At 57.6% G+C, this 18954-nt stretch carries 17 protein-coding genes; 1 reads left to right on the top strand and 16 read right to left on the bottom strand.

The genetic code is table 11. The features are described from left to right. Positions 1-80: 80 nt before the first annotated feature. The 7 genes from V8L73_RS00815 to V8L73_RS00785 form a co-directional block, all read right to left on the bottom strand. A complete protein-coding gene (locus tag V8L73_RS00815; protein WP_347253899.1) occupies positions 81-785 on the bottom strand; it encodes a FadR/GntR family transcriptional regulator in 705 nt (234 codons plus the stop codon). A 117-nt stretch (positions 786-902) separates the two neighbouring features. Beyond that, entirely contained in the window at positions 903-2156 is a 1254-nt protein-coding gene (locus V8L73_RS00810; RefSeq protein ID WP_347253898.1) for an amino acid deaminase, read from the bottom strand. A gap of 84 nt (positions 2157-2240) precedes the next feature. After that, the gene (locus V8L73_RS00805) at positions 2241-3683 is read right to left on the bottom strand and encodes a sodium:solute symporter family protein (protein ID WP_027273679.1); all 1443 of its coding nucleotides are present in this window, start codon (positions 3681-3683) and stop codon (positions 2241-2243) included. Positions 3684-3884: 201 nt separating this feature from the next. Then, positions 3885-4274 carry a RidA family protein gene (locus V8L73_RS00800; RefSeq protein ID WP_027273680.1) on the bottom strand — a complete coding sequence of 130 codons (390 nt, stop codon included), beginning with the start codon at positions 4272-4274 and terminating at the stop codon, positions 3885-3887. Further along, on the bottom strand, positions 4267-5730 hold the full coding sequence (locus V8L73_RS00795; protein WP_027273681.1) for an N-acyl-D-amino-acid deacylase family protein: 1464 nt from the start codon (positions 5728-5730) through the stop codon (positions 4267-4269). Before V8L73_RS00795 ends, V8L73_RS00800 begins: the two co-directional genes overlap by 8 nt. A 37-nt stretch (positions 5731-5767) precedes the next feature. Further along, complete coding sequence (locus V8L73_RS00790; protein WP_347253897.1) at positions 5768-6391, bottom strand: 2-dehydro-3-deoxy-6-phosphogalactonate aldolase; 624 nt, start codon at positions 6389-6391, stop codon at positions 5768-5770. 18 nt (positions 6392-6409) lie between these two features. Beyond that, positions 6410-7435 carry a 2-dehydro-3-deoxygalactonokinase gene (locus V8L73_RS00785; protein ID WP_347253896.1) on the bottom strand — a complete coding sequence of 342 codons (1026 nt, stop codon included), beginning with the start codon at positions 7433-7435 and terminating at the stop codon, positions 6410-6412. 290 nt (positions 7436-7725) lie between these two features. On the opposite strand from V8L73_RS00785, the gene V8L73_RS00780 reads away from it, so the two are divergent. Next, positions 7726-8496, top strand: coding sequence for an IclR family transcriptional regulator (locus V8L73_RS00780; RefSeq protein ID WP_347253895.1), 771 nt, complete (start codon positions 7726-7728; stop codon positions 8494-8496). Between the two features lie 12 nt (positions 8497-8508). On the opposite strand, the gene V8L73_RS00775 is transcribed toward V8L73_RS00780, so the two are convergent. From V8L73_RS00775 to fliD, 9 genes are all read right to left on the bottom strand, one after another. Continuing rightward, positions 8509-12252, bottom strand: coding sequence for an autotransporter outer membrane beta-barrel domain-containing protein (locus tag V8L73_RS00775; RefSeq protein WP_347253894.1), 3744 nt, complete (start codon positions 12250-12252; stop codon positions 8509-8511). A 208-nt stretch (positions 12253-12460) separates the two neighbouring features. Then, a complete protein-coding gene (gene lafU / locus V8L73_RS00770; protein WP_347253893.1) occupies positions 12461-13432 on the bottom strand; it encodes a putative lateral flagellar export/assembly protein LafU in 972 nt (323 codons plus the stop codon). A gap of 2 nt (positions 13433-13434) precedes the next feature. After that, positions 13435-14298, bottom strand: coding sequence for a flagellar motor stator protein MotA (gene motA / locus V8L73_RS00765; RefSeq protein ID WP_027273686.1), 864 nt, complete (start codon positions 14296-14298; stop codon positions 13435-13437). 61 nt (positions 14299-14359) lie between these two features. Then, on the bottom strand, positions 14360-15064 hold the full coding sequence (locus V8L73_RS00760; RefSeq protein WP_027273687.1) for a FliA/WhiG family RNA polymerase sigma factor: 705 nt from the start codon (positions 15062-15064) through the stop codon (positions 14360-14362). 28 nt (positions 15065-15092) lie between these two features. Beyond that, entirely contained in the window at positions 15093-15566 is a 474-nt protein-coding gene (locus V8L73_RS00755) for a flagellar basal body-associated FliL family protein (protein WP_027273688.1), read from the bottom strand. Positions 15567-15574: 8 nt separating this feature from the next. Next, positions 15575-16777, bottom strand: a complete 1203-nt coding sequence (locus V8L73_RS00750; RefSeq protein ID WP_347253892.1) for a flagellar hook-length control protein FliK — start codon at positions 16775-16777, stop codon at positions 15575-15577. Next, positions 16774-17091, bottom strand: a complete 318-nt coding sequence (locus V8L73_RS00745) for a flagellar protein FliT (RefSeq protein ID WP_347253891.1) — start codon at positions 17089-17091, stop codon at positions 16774-16776. Before V8L73_RS00745 ends, V8L73_RS00750 begins: the two co-directional genes overlap by 4 nt. A gap of 3 nt (positions 17092-17094) precedes the next feature. After that, positions 17095-17487, bottom strand: coding sequence for a flagellar export chaperone FliS (gene fliS / locus V8L73_RS00740; protein WP_027273691.1), 393 nt, complete (start codon positions 17485-17487; stop codon positions 17095-17097). A gap of 30 nt (positions 17488-17517) precedes the next feature. Then, a complete protein-coding gene (gene fliD / locus V8L73_RS00735) occupies positions 17518-18825 on the bottom strand; it encodes a flagellar filament capping protein FliD (protein WP_027273692.1) in 1308 nt (435 codons plus the stop codon). Positions 18826-18954: the final 129 nt, after the last annotated feature.

Here is an 18954-nt window from a genome sequence, read left to right as displayed (position 1 = left end):
CGGGAGCGCCTGACGTCAGGCGCTCCCGTTTCTTCCATTCTTAAGATTACATTCAGCGCAGTACGCCGTCGGCTAAAATCTTACTTCTGATTCAAAATCACGTTAATCAGTAAATTCTCTCGCTCCCACTGCTCAAAGTGGGCCTTCATCGCTCGCTTGGCAAGCTCTGGGGCCCGCTTGGCGATGGCGTCGACGATATCGCTATGGTTGCTGTTGATGCGGGTCTTGTCGTCGCTGACTTCGTTAATGATAGAGCGCCGCTTGCGCAGAATGTCGCGCATAAACGAGGCGATGCTCTGGAAAAACAGCACGATAACCGGGTTGCGCGTCATGCCGGCAAGCTGAAGGTGGAAGCTGTAGTCGGCCTCGATTTTTTCGTCAAAGCCGTTCGCCTCGGTCATCACGCTGCACAGGCGGGCGAGCTCCGACACCTCATCGTCGGTGGCGTTTTTAGCCGCCTCCTCCACGATAATAATCTCGAACAGCTCCCGCGCTTTCTCAATGGTCTCCAGCGAGATATAGCCCAGCTGAATGGCGATTTCAAAATAGACGTTGGCGAAAGAGAGGTTGGGAATTTTGATATAGGTGCCGCTGCCCTGATTGCGCTCAATAAAACCGAAAAACTCCAGCGCGGAGAGCGCGTTTCTTATCGTTGAGCGCTGCAGGTTCATCTTCTCGGCCAGCGTTCGTTCCGCCGGCAGTTTAAACACGCCCGACTTGTCCACGCTGGCGGTAGCCAGTATTTCTTTAATCAGCTTAACGCTGTCTTCCAGGGTATTTGACATAGTAAACAGGGATAAAGTGAATGCTGGCCGCGAGTATACCACCATCGGGAAAGAAAAATAAAAATGGCGCACCAACTGACCGTCAGCCGATGCGCCATGCCAAACCAGAATGCTGGGCTAGAACGCCGTTTCCATCTCCTCCAGCACGTTATAGCCCTCATCCACCAAATAAATGGTTTTCCACTTATCGAAGGTAATACAGGGGTGAGAGGTGCCGAACACCAGCAGATCGCCCACCTGAAGCGACAGCCCTTCGCCGTAGCGCAGCATGGCGTGCTGGTCCATCAGGTTTTCGGTATGAGCGGAACTTGTCTCAAACGGCATTTTCTGCCCATTGCGATAAAGCGCTATCGGCTGCGGCAGGCCGGTGTCAAAGGCCACGTCGCGCTTGCCGAAGCCGACAATCGCCAGCCCCGGTTCCGGTAGCGACTGAACGCAGGCGATAAGCTCCAATGCGGAAGCCAGATCGCCGCCCAAGTCGCATGAGAGCGGATCGCGCGCTCGCAGCGCTTCCTGCGCCTGCGCATACACGCCGCGATCGTGGGTGATATAGCAGCCGGGGCGGATCGCGTAGCGAAAGCCGGTCGGCAAGTCGGCCTGCTTCATCTGCCGACAAACCACGTCGTACCACACCGTACCTGCGCCGGTGAGCAGCGCTTCGTCAACGTCGGCGAACGCGCCGTCGGCGGCTAGCCGCTGCGTGACGGACAGCACTCGCTTAAGGAAAGCGTCGATAATTGCCAGATCGGCGCGTTCGTCATCGCTGTGGATAACGCCCTCGTAAAACTCGATGCCGCACAGCGTCAGGCCGGGCAGTTGCCGAATCAGCGCTGCCAGCGCGTAGGCTTCCTCTTCGGTACGGCAGCCGCAGCGGCCGCCAGGAACGCCCAGCTCCAGCAGCACCCGCATTTTCTGCCCCTGAGAGGCGAAATAGTCTGACAGCTGACGAGCGTTGGCTTCGCTGTCTATGCAGCAGTAAATCGGCGTTGAGGAATGCTTCATCAGCTGAGAAACCAGCCTGATATTAGCCTTGCCCACCAGCTGGTTGGCCATAATGACGTTCGGCACGCCCGCCTCGATCGCCACCTTGGCCTGAAACGCCGTGCCGACGCCAATGCCCCAGGCTCCGGCCTCAACCTGACGGCGGAAGATGGCGGGAGTCATGGTCGTTTTGCCGTGGGGCGCGAGGGAAACGTCGCTGCTGGCCGCATAGCGCTGCATCCAGCGGATGTTGTTGTCCAGCGCTCTCGCCTTCACCACTACCGCCGGCAGGCAGACATCCTCATCGATAACGCTTATCTTATCGGCCGTTGCCGGCAGCGCCGCCGCCTTGTGCTCCGCATTCACGGGCAGTTTATTAGCTGCTGTCATTTTATTCTCCTCTCGTTCTACCCTAATGCGCGTGCACCGAGGGGGATAGCCCCTCGGCTTTAAAGCGAAATGCGTTTCGCCGAATTACCGGGTATTCTCCCGCTCGTCGGTGATAAGCTTCAGCGCCTCTTCACGCGTCAGCTTATTCTTCGGCGTGGCCAGCGTAACGACCACCGCACAGATCAAGCTCACCAGCACCGACGGCACGCACGGGTTGCCCCACCAGGCCAACCAGCTATCGTTCATTAACATGGCGACCGAAGCGCCCGCACCGCCCACCAGCGCAACCAGCGCCCCTTGCCAGTTAAAACGCAGCCAGAAACGCCCCAACATGGAACACACGAACAGGCCGGACATCAGCGTGGCGATCATTTTGGTGATGTAGCTGATGATGTCGTTGGAGGTTAGCGCGAAAACCGTCGCCAGACCAATGACAAACACCAGGAACCAGCGGGACAGCGAAATGGCTTTGCGCCCTTCCGGCATTCTCCCGGTCACCAGCGTATAGAGATCGCGCATGATGATAGACACGCTGGCGATAGCGTCAGAGCTGGCGGAAGACATCGTGGCGGAAAGCCCGGCAATCAGCACAACCAAACCAAGAATGCTCGGCAGAAAGCTGGTGGCAAACAAAAACGCATAGTTGCTGTTTTCCAGCGAAGGATTCATGGTAAAGGCCGCCATGCCGATAATGGCCGGTAAGATGGAAAAGAAGAGGTAGAGCACGCCGGTATAGACAAAGGAACGACGTACGGACGACACGTCTTTGCCGGAATAAATACGCTGACGATAGGACGGCGTTGCCAGCACGCCCACACAAATCACCATCGCCATCGAAAATGCCGGCAGTACGCCAAGCTTATCAACGGCAAACGGGCTCATTGCCGCCGGATCCACGGCCTGCTGGATAGCGTCCCAGCCGCCGACGTGATGTACCGCCAGCACGGCCATTAAGATAAAGCCAAAGAACAGAATTAGCGCCTGAATGGTATCCGTCCAGACCACGGCAGAATAGCCGCCGATAATCACATACACCGCAAACGCAAAGGCGATAATCAGCTTGGCCCACGTCAGATCGAGGCCCGTAGCCCAGGCTAAATACATGCTGCCGCCAAGAATATGAGCGCCCAACCAGCCTATAGAGGCCACGAAAATCAAAATACCGACGATATTTTTAATCAGATGACTGCCGCCGGTATAGTAGGAGAGCTCTTCGCTCATCGTCATAAAGCGCAGCTTGCGCACCGGGGTAAACCACCACGCAACCAGCAATATGCCAATTGCGCCGCCCGCGCCGTACAGTACGCCCGCCCAGCCGTTACTGTAGCCGAGACCTACTGCCCCCATGCTTGACCCGGTTCCCACCATGGTCGCTACCGTCGACCCCAGCGTTAAAAACATCGGCAGTGAACGGCCGCCCAGTAAGAAGTCTTCGCCATCTTTCTGATGACGCGACACATACCAGCCAAGCCATATCATAGCGAGAACATAAATAATGAATCCGATAAGAAAAATATGACTGTTCATCACGTATTTCCAGACAGTTATTAACGATCTCCGCCCTGGCTAATCGTTGTTGAGTTGATTGATTTGGCCTCTAAAAAAGCAAAGGAACCCGATGGCGCTCACAAACAGGAATGCCATAACCGTTTTTGCTTTAACGCCCAGCCCAATAGGTGCAACCGGCGTCAGCGAGGCCTCTGTCTCAGGAACAGAGGGAAGGGAACGTTACCTTCTATCCGCCCGATAGCAGGTCATATCCACTTCCACCATGCAGTCGACCACCAGATCCGCCACGCAGCAGACCCTGGCCGGCGGATGCTCGGCAAAGAAGCCCTTAAACACTTTATTGAACGACTGGAAGTAGCGGGCATCGCTTAAAAATACCTTCATATGAACGATGTCCTCTTTGCCGAATCCCGCCTCGGTCATGATGTCCAGGCAGTTTTGGATCGCCTGAGTCGACTGAGCGATGATGCCGCCGTCGATGATTTCACCGTCGACCATCGGCGTCTGCCCGGAAACGTACAGCCAGCCGCCGGCCTCAACCGCTTTAGCGAAAGGCAGCGCCTGTCCGCCCGTGCCCTTGCCGCCCTCTACGCCGTATCTTTTAATCATGTTGTCCCCCGTTTTTTACATTGTTATCTTTGGTTAAAAATCTGCCGGCGCGATGGCCCGTCATCTGCTTATCGCGATAGGTCAGGGTGCCGTTGACGAAGACATACTCGATGCCTTCGGCCTTTTGTTTTGGATTTTGGAAAGTGCCCGACTCGTTGACCCTGTCGGCATCGAAAATCACGATGTCGGCGAAGTAGTTCTCTTTTATCAGTCCCCGCGCTTCAAGCGAGAAGCGTGCCGCCGACATGCCGGTCATCTTGTGTACCGCCGTGGACAGCGGGAACAGCTTCTCGTCGCGGCTGTAGTAGCCGAGCACGCGCGGGAAGGTGCCCCACAGTCTGGGATGCGGATTGGGGTCGCAGGGCAGGCCGTCGGAGCCAATCATCGAGCTGGGATGCTTAAGCACGCGCCTGACGTCGTCTTCGTGCATCTGGAAGTAGATAGCGCCAGCGGGAAGGAGCTTCGCCGCTGCGGCGTGAACGTCGACGCCCCACGCCTGGCCTATCTCCTGTAAGGTTTTGCCCGCCATCTCAGGGTGCGGCGTCGACCAGGTGATCAGGATGTCGTAGTCTTCGGTCACCTGGCTCAGGTCGAGGTTGGACGAACCGGCGCGGTACGGGTAGCAGTCGCAGTTGATGTCCTGCATCGCCTGATACTTCTCAATCAGCGCCAGCGTTTCCACCGTGCGGCCCCAGTTCTTGGCGCCCGCGCACTTGTGGTGGGAAATCTGCACCGGCACCTTGGCATGACGGCCAATAGAAAACGCTTCGTGCATGGCGTCGATAATGCCGTCGTACTCGGTGCGCATATGGGTGGTGTAGAGACCGCCGGCGTCGGCCAGCAGTTCGGACAGCGCGCAAACCTCTTCGGTCGACGAGTTGATGGCGTTGCCATAGGACAGCCCGGTGCTCAATCCCAGCGCGCCCTGCTCCAACGCCAGCTTCAGCGTCTTGCGCATCTCGGCGATGTCTTTTTCTTTCGCCGGCTCAAGCAGCGTTTCTACGCAGTTGTTGCGAAGCGTGGTGTGGCCAATCAGCGTACCAACGTTCACCGACGGCGTAACCTGCGTAATTTTTTCCCGGTAGCTCGCCACGTCCGGATAATGAAACTCATCGAGCTCGCCCAGCAGGTTGATAGGGTCCGGCACCTCGTCTTTCATCACCGCGCAGGCCGCGCTGATGCCGCAGTTGCCGACGATAAGGCTGGTAACGCCTTGGGAGGTTTTCTCCACGTAGTCGGGGTGCTTAATCACGATCAGGTCGTCGTGGGTATGAACGTCGATAAAGCCGGGGGACAGCACCAGGCCGGTACAGTCGATAACCGTTTCAGCCGCATCGCCGATGGAAGGCGCGATGCGAACGATGCGATCTCCTTTGACCGCCACGTCGGCAACGTATCCGGCGCCGCCGGAGCCGTCGATGACGGTCGCGTTTTTAAACAGGTAATCATGCTGCATAACAATTCCTCATGAATACTTAAGCAAAATGAGCGCGTTAGCGTGTCGCCGTGGCCTGCCGATAGGCATCGATAAACGCCTTGGCCTGAAGCCGCGTTTTTTCAGGCTGTTGCCCGGCCTTATAGAGATCTCCCCCCAGCCCGGCGCCGACGCAGCCGGCGCTCAGGTAGTCAGACAGGCTGCCTGGCGTCACGCCGCCAACGGCGAAGACCTGTACATCCTTGGGCAAGACGGACTTCAGCGCGCGAACGTAGTCCGGGCCGAAAACGCTGGACGGGAACAGCTTGATGCTCTTCGCGCCCGCTTCAATAGCGCTGAACGCCTCGGTCGCCGTCGCGCATCCGGGCAGCACCACCATACCGTAGTCAACCGCCCTGCGGATGACGTCCGGATTGGTGTTAGGGGTGACAATAAGCCGACAGCCCAGCTCCGACAGCCGGTCTACGCTGGCGACGTTAAGCACCGTGCCAGCCCCGATAAGCGCCCTGGAGCCGAAGCGTTCAACCGCCAGCCGGATGCTGGTTTCCCACTCGGGGGAGTTCAGTGGGATCTCGATGGCGTCGAACCCTTCCTCGATAAGCAGAGAAACGTGCGCCTCCACTTCACTCGGCGTGATGCCTCTGAGAATGGCGACCAGAGGCGTTTTCATCGTGTTATTCATATCGTTGTCTCCAAAACGTTACGGCGCGGCGCGAAGCGCGGCCACACCGTCCGCCCCGGCTATCGCTTTCATCACTTCAATCGCGCCCAGCCCCGACAGCGGGCGGCGGGCGTCTTCATCAACCAAAACGAGCTCGCCGCGAAAGAACGGATCGCGCTCAATCAGCCTGGCTAGCGCCTCTTTCATAATGGCCTTGCCGCTGACGACGACCGTCGTCGACGGCGTAAGGGCGAGCGCTCGGCTGTTCTTAATCGCCAGCAGGTCGGAATAGAGCACCGCGCCCAACAGGAAGTTGGCCCGCTGGTTGACCGATGCCGAAGTAAAGAGATCGAGAATGCGGACGGAAAAGCAGCTGCGGGCGATGCCGACGTCTCTACAGGCGTCCGCGCCCTTTAGCAGATACTCGTCGTCGATGTCGTCGGCAAACCGGTGCTCCAGAGAATTGGCCAGGATCGTCTGGTGGGTCAGCACGTCCAGCAGCTCACCGGCCACGGTGGTGGCGCAGCCCGCGATGCGCTGCTCCTCGTCAATGCGGATAAACTTGGAGTGGGAGCCGGGCAACACCAGCAGCGCGGGGCCACGCACGCCGTGCGCAGCCAGCAGGCCGAAGGTTTCCACCTCTTCGCCGCGCATGACGTCCATGCCGTCGCAGTTGTCCAAACTGACGGCCTCAACGGCGTTTTTAACGCCGGGAATAAACCAGATGGGGCTGTCGCTGATTTCGGGAATAACGCGCGCCACTGCGCCTTGCGCCAGCGCGCCCAGCGAAACTGGCGCCGTCAGGTGTGGGATATGGCAAAGCCCGACGTCGGAGGTGATCATCCCCGATGCAACCATCGTGATTGACCGCTTGTCCTGTTCGTCAACGGTGGCCAACGTGGCTTCCAGCGTATTGCGGATCCCCTTGATCAACGCCTCCGGGCTGCCGGTTTTGGCCGTATCCCTGACGCCGACGGATTCACTGGCGGAGGCGATGACTTCGCCGTTTTTCCACACTTTGACTCTCGTATTAGTCGTACCGGAGTCAATGGTTACAATAAGCATGCTGTTTCCCCAGAGTAGAAACTCAGAACCCAATAAAATGGAATGTCATTCCGTTTTTGAAGATTAGATCTATTTTGATGGAATGTCGTTCCGTTTTTGATAGAATCGTGAGACGCATCACAACGCAGTCGCAACACGTTGAAGGCAGGTGGCGGAAAACGCTAAACAAGAAGGCCGTTTAGCGTCCGTCGCTATCGGTGATAGAATGCGCTTCAGGCTGGTAACTACGCGTTTTGCCAGCGAAAAAATTGTAGGTACAATGGGAACGTGTTTAATTCGGGGAAACGGCGATGTCGAAAAACGAAAGTATGAATTCCTCTAACATCGACAAGGTGTTAACCATTCTTGAGGAAATCAGCAACCACTCTGACGGAGTCTCGCTGGCGGAGCTGGTCAAGCAGACGGACATCCCTAAAACCACCGCCTTTCGCATACTGGAAACGCTCAAGGAGCGGCAGTACGTCACGCTGGACGTCATCACCGAGCGCTACATTCTGGATTTGAAAAGCCTTGAGCTGGGCATGAAGGGATTGATGAACGTTAACCTGGTTGAGGTCGCCATTCCCTATCTGAAAAAGCTCTCCAGCAAAACGGCTGAAACCTGCTTTTTGGGCGTCTACAACGCGGGCTTTGTCGTTTATCTCTATAAAAGCGAAGGGACGCTCTCCATTCAGACCAACGCCAAACTGGGCGCTCGCCTGCCCGCGTTCTGCACCGGCATCGGCAAGGCGCTGCTCGCCTTCCAGCCGCAGGAAGAGATCGACCGCGTGCTCAACGAGCCGCTAACCCGCTTTACCGAACGCACCATCGTCGACAGAGTGGCGCTGTACGAAACGCTGGCCGATATTCGCCTTAAGGGATACTCGCTGGATAACGAAGAGAACGAAGAGGGCCTAACCTGCGTCGCCCGGCCGGTGTTTAACTATACCGGCAGCGTGGTCGGCGCCATCAGCGTCGCGGGGCCGACTCACCGCATGCTGCGCAAAATAGACGAGGTCAACGACGAGCTGGCGCAGGTCTGCACGCTGATTTCTCGCCGCCTAGGGCATATTCCGAGCTGACGCGTCGGCTTTTTACCAGCGGTACCCAACGGACAGTACGCCAGCAACGCTGGCGTAATCGTCTTTACCAAACAGCGTCTCCACCTGCCCCAGAAGCTTCCACCGCGGGCCGAGCTGCGCCTGAGCGCCCAGCGTCGCGCCATAGCGATCGCGAGGCGTCCCCTGCTCAAGGCTAACCCGATCAAACGACAGCGAATCGCCGCTTTGGCGATGCCGCCAGTTCATTTCAATAAACGGGCCGAGTGCGTCCAGGCCGCCGTTAGAAAACGTTTTAGCAAGGCGAACGCCCGTACGGCTTTGCCACCCGCCGCCTTTGGCGTCAACGGTCGCCTTTCCGCCGCTTTCCCGGAGCGCATCCTGCGAATAGTCGCTGTAAATGACCTGCAGCTGCGGCTCTATATAGGCATCATTTCCCTTCGCCGAGGGCAAGCTTAGGCGATAGCCCGCCTCCAGCGAGGCGCTAAAAATGCGGCTGTCGTAATTTTCCTGCGCCAGCTGCGCGCCGCTAACATCGTTGTCAAACCAGGCGTATTGCCACCAGCTGTCCACATAAAATCTCTCATCGTACCGATAGGTCGCATAGGCTCCCGCGTTATAGCCGCTCACCGTACCGTAAGCGCTGTGGGCGTTGCCCTGCACCGATGACTTACTGTGGCCGCGCCCATACCCGGCCATTACGCCGCTAACGACCTGATGTTTTCCCTGCTGCCAGCGCCAGGCGTCCAGCCCTGACTCCAGCATGAACGTCTGGCTGCTGAGGGTAAATTCATTGGGGGAATATTGCGTATCGCTGCCGCGCGTTCGCAGCCAAAAGCCGTTCTGATGCAGGCTGCCCTCCTGACGGTCGCGCCAGGTGCGCATAAACAGCTGCTCCGCCACGCTGAGGTTAGCCAAATAGGCGCCGGGCTCCGGGCGCAGCAGCGGCGCGGAAGCGATAGGCGACGAAGCAGACTGTAGATACCAACCGCCGTCGGTAGCGTTCTGTCGCAGCTGATATTCATAAGGCCCAGCCACTACACGGTTTTGCAGGCTGAACGTCCCCCGCGACTCTCCGCCGACGCTGATGACCTCGATGCCTTTTTGCGTTTGTGCGCCGCTTCCGCCCGCATTGTGAACAACCACGCCGGTATTGCCGCTGCTGTCGCCGTCAATCACCAGCTTGTCCGTCGCGGAGTCATCGCCGCCCAGTGCGGTGCTGAGGGTCAGCGTGCCGCCGCCCGCATAGTTTCCCCGAACGTGAAGCACGCTGGCGGGTACGGGGCTCGCCATCAGCAGCGCGCCCTGGTTACTGAGGTTTCCGCCGATGGTAAATACTCCAGCGGGCATTTGCGAAAAAGAGGTCACGGCGTCCGCTACTGCCAGGGTTCCCGCATTGTTGACATCCCCCGCGACGGCGCCGTAGCCGCCCAGAAGCGCGCCGGGCGCCACGTCGACCCTTGACGTTGCGCTAAGCCGTGCGTTATCCGTCAGCAAAAGCGAGCCTCGGCTAACGCGAGTTTCGCCTAGATAGGGCTGATCGTGATTGAACGTCAGCGCGCCGTCACCGTCTTGCTCCAGCATACCCGCGCCCTGAATGGTATAAAGAAACGGCAGGTCGCCGGCGTGTTGAAAGCGCAGCAGGCCATCGTTGGCGACGTTACCGTTGAGCCGACCGCCCTCTTTCAGCGTCACACGCGCTCCGGGCTCAATGGCAACCTGCAGTGCGTTAATCGCGCCGGTGAACGTCAATCCCCCGGCCAGCCGCAGTTCACCGCCAACGCTGTCGACGTTACCGCTGAACGTGGCGTCGGTCGCCTTTAACCCACCGCCGCCCATGCCAATCTGGACGTGGCGCGCGCTCTGAACGCCGCTTTGTTGAAACTGCAGCGTGCCGCCGTTGTCCAACGCTACGCCCGCGCTCTGAAGCCCCAAGCTTGCGTCGCTGCTCGCCAGCAGTACGCCGCCGTCAACCCGCGTGCCGCCCTGATAGTCGTTATTGCCGCTGAGGCCGAGTATGCCGCTGCCGGTTTTACGCACCCCGCCGCTGCCGCCGATAGCCGCATCAACGTCAGCCCTCGCGCCGTCATCAACCTGAACGGACAGCGTTGGCGCATCGGCTATCAGCGCGTGGCCGTTTCCCACAATGCGATAGCCGTCGGTGATGAACTGCATGCCCTGTACGTGAACGTCGTTCGCCAGCGTTACCGTTCCCGCGCTGGCGGAAAAAATGGCGGTTTTTCCTGCCCAGGCGTAGTTTCCGCCTCCGCCGTCGACGGCCCAGTTAGTCTGAACCGCGTCCCAAACGCCGTCACCGCCGTCGATCGCGCCGTTGGGGCTGCTTTGACCGCCGTCCCAGAAGGCCAATTCCCCTGGCGACACCAACACATTAACCTGATTTACAATGCCGGTTTGCAGCGCAATCTGATAGCCAACGGGAACATCGCCAACCAGCAGGCCGCTATCGCTCAGCGCGCCGCTGTAATTGATAAGGCGATACACCCCAGGCGTAAACCCCGACAGCGCGTCCACGTTCAAAACGCCGCCAAGCGTCAGGGCGCCATTGACGTTCAGCAACGCGCCGGACGGATCCGGAGTACCCAGCAGCACCCGCAGTTTGGCATCGGGCAGCAGCGAAAAGTCGCCGTTAACGGTCAGCGCCCCGCCGCTGTCGCCCAGGATAAAGGTCGCTCCCTCGCCAATGTTGACGCTGCCGTTTAGCACGCTGTCACCGGTCAGCGCCGCGCCGGAAAGCACCTGAACCAAGGGCGTCGAGGTAACGCCTTCAATTCGCAGTATGCCGCCTGCAACGGTGGTGATGCCCGCGTAGTCGTTCACGCCGCTTAATACCAGCTCCGATGCGCCCATCTTCGTTAAATCGCCGCTGCCCGTGATGTGGCCGCTGTAGTTGTAGTTCGAACGGTTATAAATAAGCCGCCCGTTATTAATAATATCGCCGAGTATTGTTCCATCATTGACGCCGTCGCCCACGCTCAGCGTTCCCTGTTCAATCGTCGTCGTCCCCTGCGCAACGCTGTTGTTCAACAAATACAGCGTGCCGCTGCCGCGTTTGACGGTATCGCCAACGCCCTCAATTCGACCGGTAAAGGAAAAGTTATCGCTGCGGTTGAAAACCAGCGCACCGTTATTGACGATGTCGAAGTCCACCATGCCGCTGCTGCCGCCGTTACCGATTTGCAGCACCGCGCCGTCGTTGACCGTTGTTCCGCCGTAGTGGCCAATATTCCCCGCTACGATCATCGTACCGTCGATAGCCAGCCTGCCGCCAAAGCTGGCGTCGCCGTTCAGGACAAGCGTCCCCCCGCCGGTTTTGAACAGGTTGTTTTCAACGCCAAAGGATTGCTGCTCGAGCGACGCATTTATCGTGGCCGTTACGCCGTCGGCGCTGTCAATCGTGAAATCGCCCAGAAACGTTAAGCCGGAATCACCGCTTTGAGCATTAAGCACGTAGCCGTCGAAAATAAATCGCAGACGCTGGGTCAGCAGTTTGTCGCTAATAACGACGACGCCCGCACCGGAAGAAAATACCGCCTCATCCAGCCCCCACACCGCATTCGTCAGGCCATCGGCGGTCGTCCAGTTAGTCGAACCGCTGCTCCAAACGCCCGAACCGCCGGCCACGATGCCGTCGTTTTCCGCCCCCGCACCATCCCAATACTGCGTAGCCGCCTGAAGCGACGAAATACCAAGCCCGAAGGCCATAAGCAATGCCAGAGGCACCGTTGGCAAACCGTCTTTTCCGCGCCTTATCCTGTTCATAAAACAATCAAACCCGCAAATTGATTTATAGGTACTAGTTACATAATAGATGAAAGCGGCAAAGCCGCCGCCGCGGGGAAATAGTGGCGTTGATAGCGCGATGTTCGCAGGAATTGCGGCAGCAAAATCTCGCTGCCGGTTATAAAGAAGGGAATATAGAAAACGCCGCAATGGCGGCGTTTTACTTACTGCTTGCGGGTAAAATCGGTTACCTTTTCTTTATCACTCGCGCCTGCTGCTCTTCAACCTTTTCGGCCAGCGGCTGCACCACCTTTTTCCCCTGTTCGCCAAAGAACTGATACAGCGTATCGGAGGCGGACTTGGTCAACACCATGATCTCAATGCGGCGGTTCTCGGCGCCGCCGGGATCCTGACTGTCCAGCAGCATGCGGTCCGCCATCGCGCTGACCTGCATAACCTTGTCTTCCGGCATTCCCGCCTTCTCCAGCACGCGGCGGGCGGACAATGCCCTGTCCCCCGACAGGTTCCAGTTGTTGTAGGCATCCCGATTTTTATAGCGCATCGAGTCGGTATGGCCGGTGATGATGATTTTGTTGTCCAATGAGTCCAGCACCGGCGCAAGCTCGGTCAGCAGCGAATCAAAAAACGGCATGATCCTCGCGCTGCCCCGTTCAAACATATTGCTGTTTTTGTCGTCTTTAATAAGGATCCGCAGCCCCTGAGGCACAATTTCCATTTCCAGATTGGCCTCCATGTGGGCTCTCTGGGCAATCAGATTTATATCAGCCGCTAAATCACCCAGCTCGCGTTCCGAGACCTGCTGCGCGGTGACCGCATGGCCGCTGCCGGTTTGCCCGCTGCGGCTGTCGCCAACCTTCGCCGTCGCGCTTGAAGGACGCGCTCTGTTAGGCTTATTGGGCTTTTCAGGTTTTGTTGTCGAAGCGGCAACCGCCTTCACGTTCAGCTTGCTCAAGGGCACGATGCCGCCGCCGGCAAAAATAGACTGGGTGCGCATGGCGGCGACCACCTTTTCGCGCTCCTTTTGGCTCACGCTGTTGACTATCCACAGCGTCATAAACAGCGCCATCATCGCCAGCGTAAAGTCGGCAAAGGCCACCTTCCACGCGCCGCCGTGGTGCGCCGCATGTCCCTTTTTAATCTGACGACGAATAATCGTCGTGTGGCCCCCGCGATCGCGTTTGTTTGACGGCTTTTTCATGCTTATTCTCGCTCTAACATTGCGTCAACCCAGGCATCCAGATTGGCGAAAGTGGGCTTCGATGCAAGGTGCAGCAGCTTACGTCCGGCGTCTACGGCCAAAAGCGTCGGCTTGCCGCCCGCCTGCGCGACCAGCACGGTACGCACGCACTCCAGCAGAGAGTGTTCGGCGCGCGCCTGCTGTTCCATCGCGTTGGCCAGCGGGTCCATCAGGCAGTAACAGATAAATACGCCGAGGAAGGTTCCGACCAGCGCCGAAGCCACTTTCAGGCCGATGACCGCAATGGAGCCGTCGATAGACTGCATGGTGATAATAATCCCGAGCACCGCCGCGCAAATGCCGAAGCCCGGCATAGCTTCCGCCGTACGCTGGAAGGAGCGGGAAGGCGCCATCAGCTCTTCTTCCACCGTATCTAGCTCCTGATCGAGGATCCCTTCCAGCTCGTGGGCGTCGATTTTCCCCATCGCCATCAGGCGAAAGTTGTCGGCAATAAAGGTCACCAGGCGCTTTTGCTTAAGCACCAGCGGGTATTTTTGGAAAACGGTGCTCTCCTCCGGCTGCTCAATGTGCTGATCGAGCACCCGCAGGCCTTCGTTTTGCACCATCTCCAGCAGTTCATACAGGCACATAAGAAGCTGGCGTTGAAAGTCGGCGCCCATGTTCTTTTTGCTGAGCACGCCCTTAATCTGGTGCGCAATCTCTTTTAATACGTGCAGCGGGTTACCGATAATCATGGCGCCAAACCCGGCGCCGAGAATGATCACGATTTCGGCCGGCTGCCATATGGCGATCATGTGCCCACCGGCGGCAAAATAGCCGCCAAACACGCAGCCAAGCACCACGACTAAGCCTAAAATCTTTTGCATAAAATCCTCTAATCATTCAACGGGAAAGGTTGATAGTTTGGTAAAAACAAGGGGGAAATCGCTAATCGAAAAACTCGCGAATCTTTTCCGAGATTTTCTTGTTCATTTGGCAAACGCGGGCTTCGGTAACGTCGAGCACCAGCGCGATTTCTTTTAAATTCATGTCCTGCTGGTAGTACATCATCAGCACCAGCCGCTCTTTTTCCGACAGCGTATCCAGCGCTTCTTTCAGCATCCGCTGAGTGATGAACTGATCGTCAAGCCGACGGCCCTCCAGCGACAGCGAGCCGCTGCCGCCTTCGCCGTCAAGAATTTCGTCAAGGCTTGCCAGAGAGGCGGCGCTTTCCAGCTGAAGATACTCCTGGTAGTCCTCTACGCTTACGCCCTGCGCTGCGATCTCTTCCCACTCTGGCTCTCTGCCCAACTGCTTACGCAGTTCGCGCAGCAGGTCGCTAAGCTGATGGCACTTTTGCCTTAGCTGGCGCGGGCGCCAGTCCAGGCTTCTAAGCTCGTCCAAAATCGCGCCGCGCACGCGCTGCGCGGCATAGCTGCCGAACGCTTCGTCTGGCGCGCCGTAGCGGCGGATTGCGTTCAGTAGCCCGATAAGGGCTATCTGTTCCATATCCTGACGGTCGATCACGCTGGAACACTGCGGCGCCAGCTGGCGTACAATTTTCCGCACTAAAGGAAGGTATGCCTGTAAGTAACGGTTTTCTTCTTCCGGAGTTAAGACGGTTAACTCCTCAGAACAATAGGCTGCCTGCATCCTCGTACCCTCTATTCGTTTAGCCGGCTTACTGAAAGACCACTTTTTTAACCAGCACGTCGGAGTAAGGCACCGTGATTTCTCTGGCCTTAAGCTCTTTGTCTAGCGCGCTCATCAAGAGGGTTCGGATCTCGGAGATTTTCAGGCTGCGCACCTGCTCGTAGCTCATATCCATCAGCGTATTAACCACGATGCTCTGATAGAGCGGCTCGTCGGCCTTGATGCGGTCGGCTCCCGGCTTGGCGTCGGTCACCATGACCAGCTCCAGTACGATGTAGCGATCGTCATTTGCGCTGTCTTGCAAAGTGATAATGGCTTCCGGCAGCGACACAAACATATTGGTGCGCTCTTCACCCTTAGACTTGGCTTTTTCCGGTTCGGCCTTAGCGCCGCTTACCGGCATTGATTTTTGCATATAGTGCATAACGCCAAACGCCGCACCGCCGCCGACAACGGCTGCCAGCAGAGCGCTGAACAGCCCGATCAATAAGATTTTCTTCATAGTTTTGATTACACTTTTATCAGCACGGACTCATTCCGCGCGTTGTCCTTGTCATCCTGCGACAGCGTAGCGGCGGACAAAACGTCCTCCTCCTGGCGCTGTCGCTCCCCGCGTTCCTGCTGCTGACGCGACTGTCCGTCCGATGAAACCTGAACGTTAACCTGCACAAAATTCTGCTCCATCAGGTGCTGACGCAGCCCTTCGCTAAACTGCTGCAGCGAGCGATAAACGTCGCCTTGGTTTGCATCGATGTGTACCGTCAAACGCCCCGCGTCAAACTGAATGGCGATCTCCAGTTTTCCCAACGACGGGGGATCGAGACGAATGGTTGATACCTGCTGCTGCTGGCTAATCTGAAACTGAATGCGGTCTTTCAGCAGCGACCCCAGCTTCTCTTCCCAATCGTCGGACTGCCCTGCCGGCGCCGCGACGGCCTTTGTCTCTAGCGGCTGCGCGCGAACCTCTATTCGGTTTTGGCGAACGTCGGGCAGGGGCAGTTCAGGCCGCTCAGGCGACGAAGACTTTTCTTCCACCTTGGCGGCTACGACGCCGCGCCGCGCCGCCTTTGCGTCTTCCGCCCGAGCGGCGTCAATGCGAAGGTGAGCGCCGTCTTCAGACGGCGCAACGGCCTGAAGATTTTGTGCGGCGAACGTTGAAAGACGCGCCTGTTGCTCCGGCGTTGCGAGAGTCGGCGCGTTTTGCGCTTCCAGCGTGGCCATCAAGGCCTGAAGCTTCGGCGCGAGCGCCGTATCGCCGCCAGCCTGTGAGAGGTCATGCGAAGCATTCTTCACCGCGTCCTGTACGCCTAACGCTGCGTCACTCGGCGCCTGGGCCTGCGCTTGGGCACGCAGCTGTAGCGGCGATTGAGGCTGGGACGGAAGCTGTGATTGAACCTGAGAAAGCGCCTGCAGCAGGCGGTTCCCATCCGGCGTGGAGGCATCGGACGTCGTCGGAATACGTTCCGGCTGAGCCAATAGCATCGCCATCAGCGCCTGAAGCTCGGCGCCCTGCGGCTCCTCCTGTGCTGAACGACGTTCGCGGTCGGCCTCTTTTGCGGCCCGCAGGCGCGACGCCGCTTCGGCAAGGGGCTGCGGCAGGGAAAACTCGCGCTTCCCCTGTCCATCCTCGCCCAGCGCGTTGTCCAACGCCGCCAGGACGTCGCTGCCCTCGTTTGGCGTTAGTGGCGCTGTTGCCAGAGAAACGTTTTTCATGACTGCTCCGAAAATAGGTTAACCATCGAATAGGCCAGCATGCCTTCCTTACCGTTACGCAGCTTTTCCATTCTTTGCTGCAACACCTCTGCGCGCAGTCGCCGACGCTCGATGAGCCCCTGAAAGCCTTCACGCAGCCGGCTTTTTAGCTCAACCAGTTCCGCGTCGGGCGGAACCAGTTGAACGTATTGATCGAACAGCATCATGATGCGCTGATGCAGCGCGGGCAGACGCCGCCAGCGCTGTTTATCCAACGCTTCATTCATGGCGTCCAATAGGGTGTATATTTCGCGTCTAAGCGCTTCGCTATCCATTCTTTATCCCAGCCTTTTAGACAACCCTTCCCAGCCCTCACGCAGATTGCCAAGAATAGTGATGACCTCATCGATCTTATCGGCAGACATCTGGCCGCTGGCCTCGTAGAGCCGGTAAACGCAGTGGTCGTACAGCCGCGCCAGGTTCAACACCAGCTCACCGCCGGTATCAAACTCCAGCGAGCTGGTTAAGGCATTCAGAATATCGATACACTTGTTGATGCTCTGCGCCTTGCGATCGAAGCGTTTGTTTTCAATATGGCTCTTTGCCCGCTCCAGTTCGTCCATCAGTCCGGTATAAAGCACCAGCACCAGATCCAACGGTGACGCCGACGCGGTGCGTGACGTCAGGTCTATCTCTTTATATAGGTCATAGCCGTTTTGTGAACCGTACATAACTGTCATTTCTCCTATGGCTCAGTACCTTTACGAAAAGGCCGCCATGCTCTCTTCCATGCTGGTTATTTCGATCAGCGTCTGCGTATACTCATTCAGATAGCGGTCATAGGTCGTGTTATAGGTATTCGTCAGCTGATCGACCTGATCGTCAATTTTTTCCTGCTTATCAGAAAGGGTGCTTTGCCGCTGTGCGATGATGCCGTCGCTGCTGTCCAGATAGGTATCGAGCAGCGAGTCCATCTGAGCCACCATGCTGTCGTCACCGACGAAAATGGACGTCAGGCCCTCAGGGTTTTCTTTCATCGCCTCGCTAAACTGATCGGAATCAATCTCCAGATGGCCATCGCTGTCCAGCGCAATGCCGTAATCAAGAATGGAGACGTCGCCGTAGGTGGCGTGGGTAATGTCGTTGAGCCGGCGCTCCAAAGAGGAGAGCCCCGCATCACCGGCAAACACGCCTGCGTTACCGTTGCTGTCGTAGCCGGTCAAAGAATCCAGCGTATCCACCAGCGTGTTGTAGGCATCGACGAAGGTTTGCACCTTCTCTTGCGACGCGCTGGTGTCCTCTGCGACGGTGAAGGTCATCGGCGTGGTTGACGCTTCGGTGAACGTAATGGAAACGCCGGGGATCAGGTCGTCAAAGGTGTTGTCGCTGCTGGTGATGGGAATGCCGTCATCGGGGGAACTTCCCAGGTAGATCAGGGCATCCTGTGCGGTAGACAGATCTTTAGGGGTATTGATTTGTTGGTAAAACTCAGAGGAGGTATCCACTCCGCTGACGCTGACCGTGAACGCGTTTGCTTCTCCGGTCTCTTCGGACGTCAGCATCAGCGTGGTCGCCCCGCCGGTATTAACAATAGTCGCGCTCACGCCCGGATTGTCTTCACTGTGGTTAATCGCATCCGCCAGCTCGCTAACGGTGACAGTGCCATCGCCGTCTTCATCGGACTGAGAAAGATCGATATCCATCTCGCTGTCGCCCATGGTGATAGTGAACGTACCGGAGGAAGGGATCGAGCCGTCGCTGAATGAAAACGTGGTCTGCTGGGCGGTCGCCAGCGTGTCGACATAAAAGGTATATTTCCCCGGCTGTGCCTGGGAGTTAGCGGAAATCGTCGCAGAGTCATCGGTAGACGTGGCGGAATACACTACCGGCCCCGCCGTATCGCTGTCTAACGCGTCAATGGCGCTTTGAAAGTCGTCCAGCGCATCTTCCAACGTCGACAGCGCGCTGCTTTCAGTATCCAGATCGTTTTGCTGCTGCTGGAGCTGATTTGCACGCGTAGCGACGCTTGCGTAGGCCAGCTCTTGAGCCACTGTTCTTGGGTTAATCATTGTCTACTCTCCGGGAAGTGACTTACTGCTTGCTCTCTTGTTAGCAACCTCCGTGCCAAAAATACGCGCTATATAAATCAATGGGCTACAGAAATGAGGAAGTCCATTTTCCGCCAAAGCGGAAAACGC

Origin of the sequence: Leminorella grimontii (assembly GCF_039789245.1) — a bacterium.
GTDB classification, from domain to species: domain Bacteria; phylum Pseudomonadota; class Gammaproteobacteria; order Enterobacterales; family Enterobacteriaceae; genus Leminorella; species Leminorella grimontii.
This window is presented reverse-complemented; position numbering and strand designations above follow the sequence as displayed.

Bases quoted from the DNA above. Each gene is read 5' to 3' on its own strand.
- V8L73_RS00805 (WP_027273679.1), bottom strand. From the start codon at position 3,683: ATGAACAGTCATATTTTTCTTATCGGATTCATTATTTATGTTCTCGCT.
- V8L73_RS00795 (WP_027273681.1), bottom strand. From the start codon at position 5,730: ATGCAGCATGATTACCTGTTTAAAAACGCGACCGTCATCGACGGCTCC.
- V8L73_RS00780 (WP_347253895.1), top strand. From the start codon at position 7,726: ATGTCGAAAAACGAAAGTATGAATTCCTCTAACATCGACAAGGTGTTA.
- V8L73_RS00775 (WP_347253894.1), bottom strand. From the start codon at position 12,252: ATGAACAGGATAAGGCGCGGAAAAGACGGTTTGCCAACGGTGCCTCTG.
- V8L73_RS00760 (WP_027273687.1), bottom strand. From the start codon at position 15,064: ATGCAGGCAGCCTATTGTTCTGAGGAGTTAACCGTCTTAACTCCGGAA.
- V8L73_RS00755 (WP_027273688.1), bottom strand. From the start codon at position 15,566: ATGAAGAAAATCTTATTGATCGGGCTGTTCAGCGCTCTGCTGGCAGCC.
- motA (WP_027273686.1), bottom strand. From the start codon at position 14,298: ATGCAAAAGATTTTAGGCTTAGTCGTGGTGCTTGGCTGCGTGTTTGGC.
- lafU (WP_347253893.1), bottom strand. From the start codon at position 13,432: ATGAAAAAGCCGTCAAACAAACGCGATCGCGGGGGCCACACGACGATT.
- V8L73_RS00800 (WP_027273680.1), bottom strand. From the start codon at position 4,274: ATGATTAAAAGATACGGCGTAGAGGGCGGCAAGGGCACGGGCGGACAG.
- V8L73_RS00785 (WP_347253896.1), bottom strand. From the start codon at position 7,435: ATGCTTATTGTAACCATTGACTCCGGTACGACTAATACGAGAGTCAAA.
- V8L73_RS00745 (WP_347253891.1), bottom strand. From the start codon at position 17,091: ATGGATAGCGAAGCGCTTAGACGCGAAATATACACCCTATTGGACGCC.
- fliS (WP_027273691.1), bottom strand. From the start codon at position 17,487: ATGTACGGTTCACAAAACGGCTATGACCTATATAAAGAGATAGACCTG.
- V8L73_RS00750 (WP_347253892.1), bottom strand. From the start codon at position 16,777: ATGAAAAACGTTTCTCTGGCAACAGCGCCACTAACGCCAAACGAGGGC.
- V8L73_RS00810 (WP_347253898.1), bottom strand. From the start codon at position 2,156: ATGACAGCAGCTAATAAACTGCCCGTGAATGCGGAGCACAAGGCGGCG.
- V8L73_RS00815 (WP_347253899.1), bottom strand. From the start codon at position 785: ATGTCAAATACCCTGGAAGACAGCGTTAAGCTGATTAAAGAAATACTG.
- V8L73_RS00790 (WP_347253897.1), bottom strand. From the start codon at position 6,391: ATGAATAACACGATGAAAACGCCTCTGGTCGCCATTCTCAGAGGCATC.
- fliD (WP_027273692.1), bottom strand. From the start codon at position 18,825: ATGATTAACCCAAGAACAGTGGCTCAAGAGCTGGCCTACGCAAGCGTC.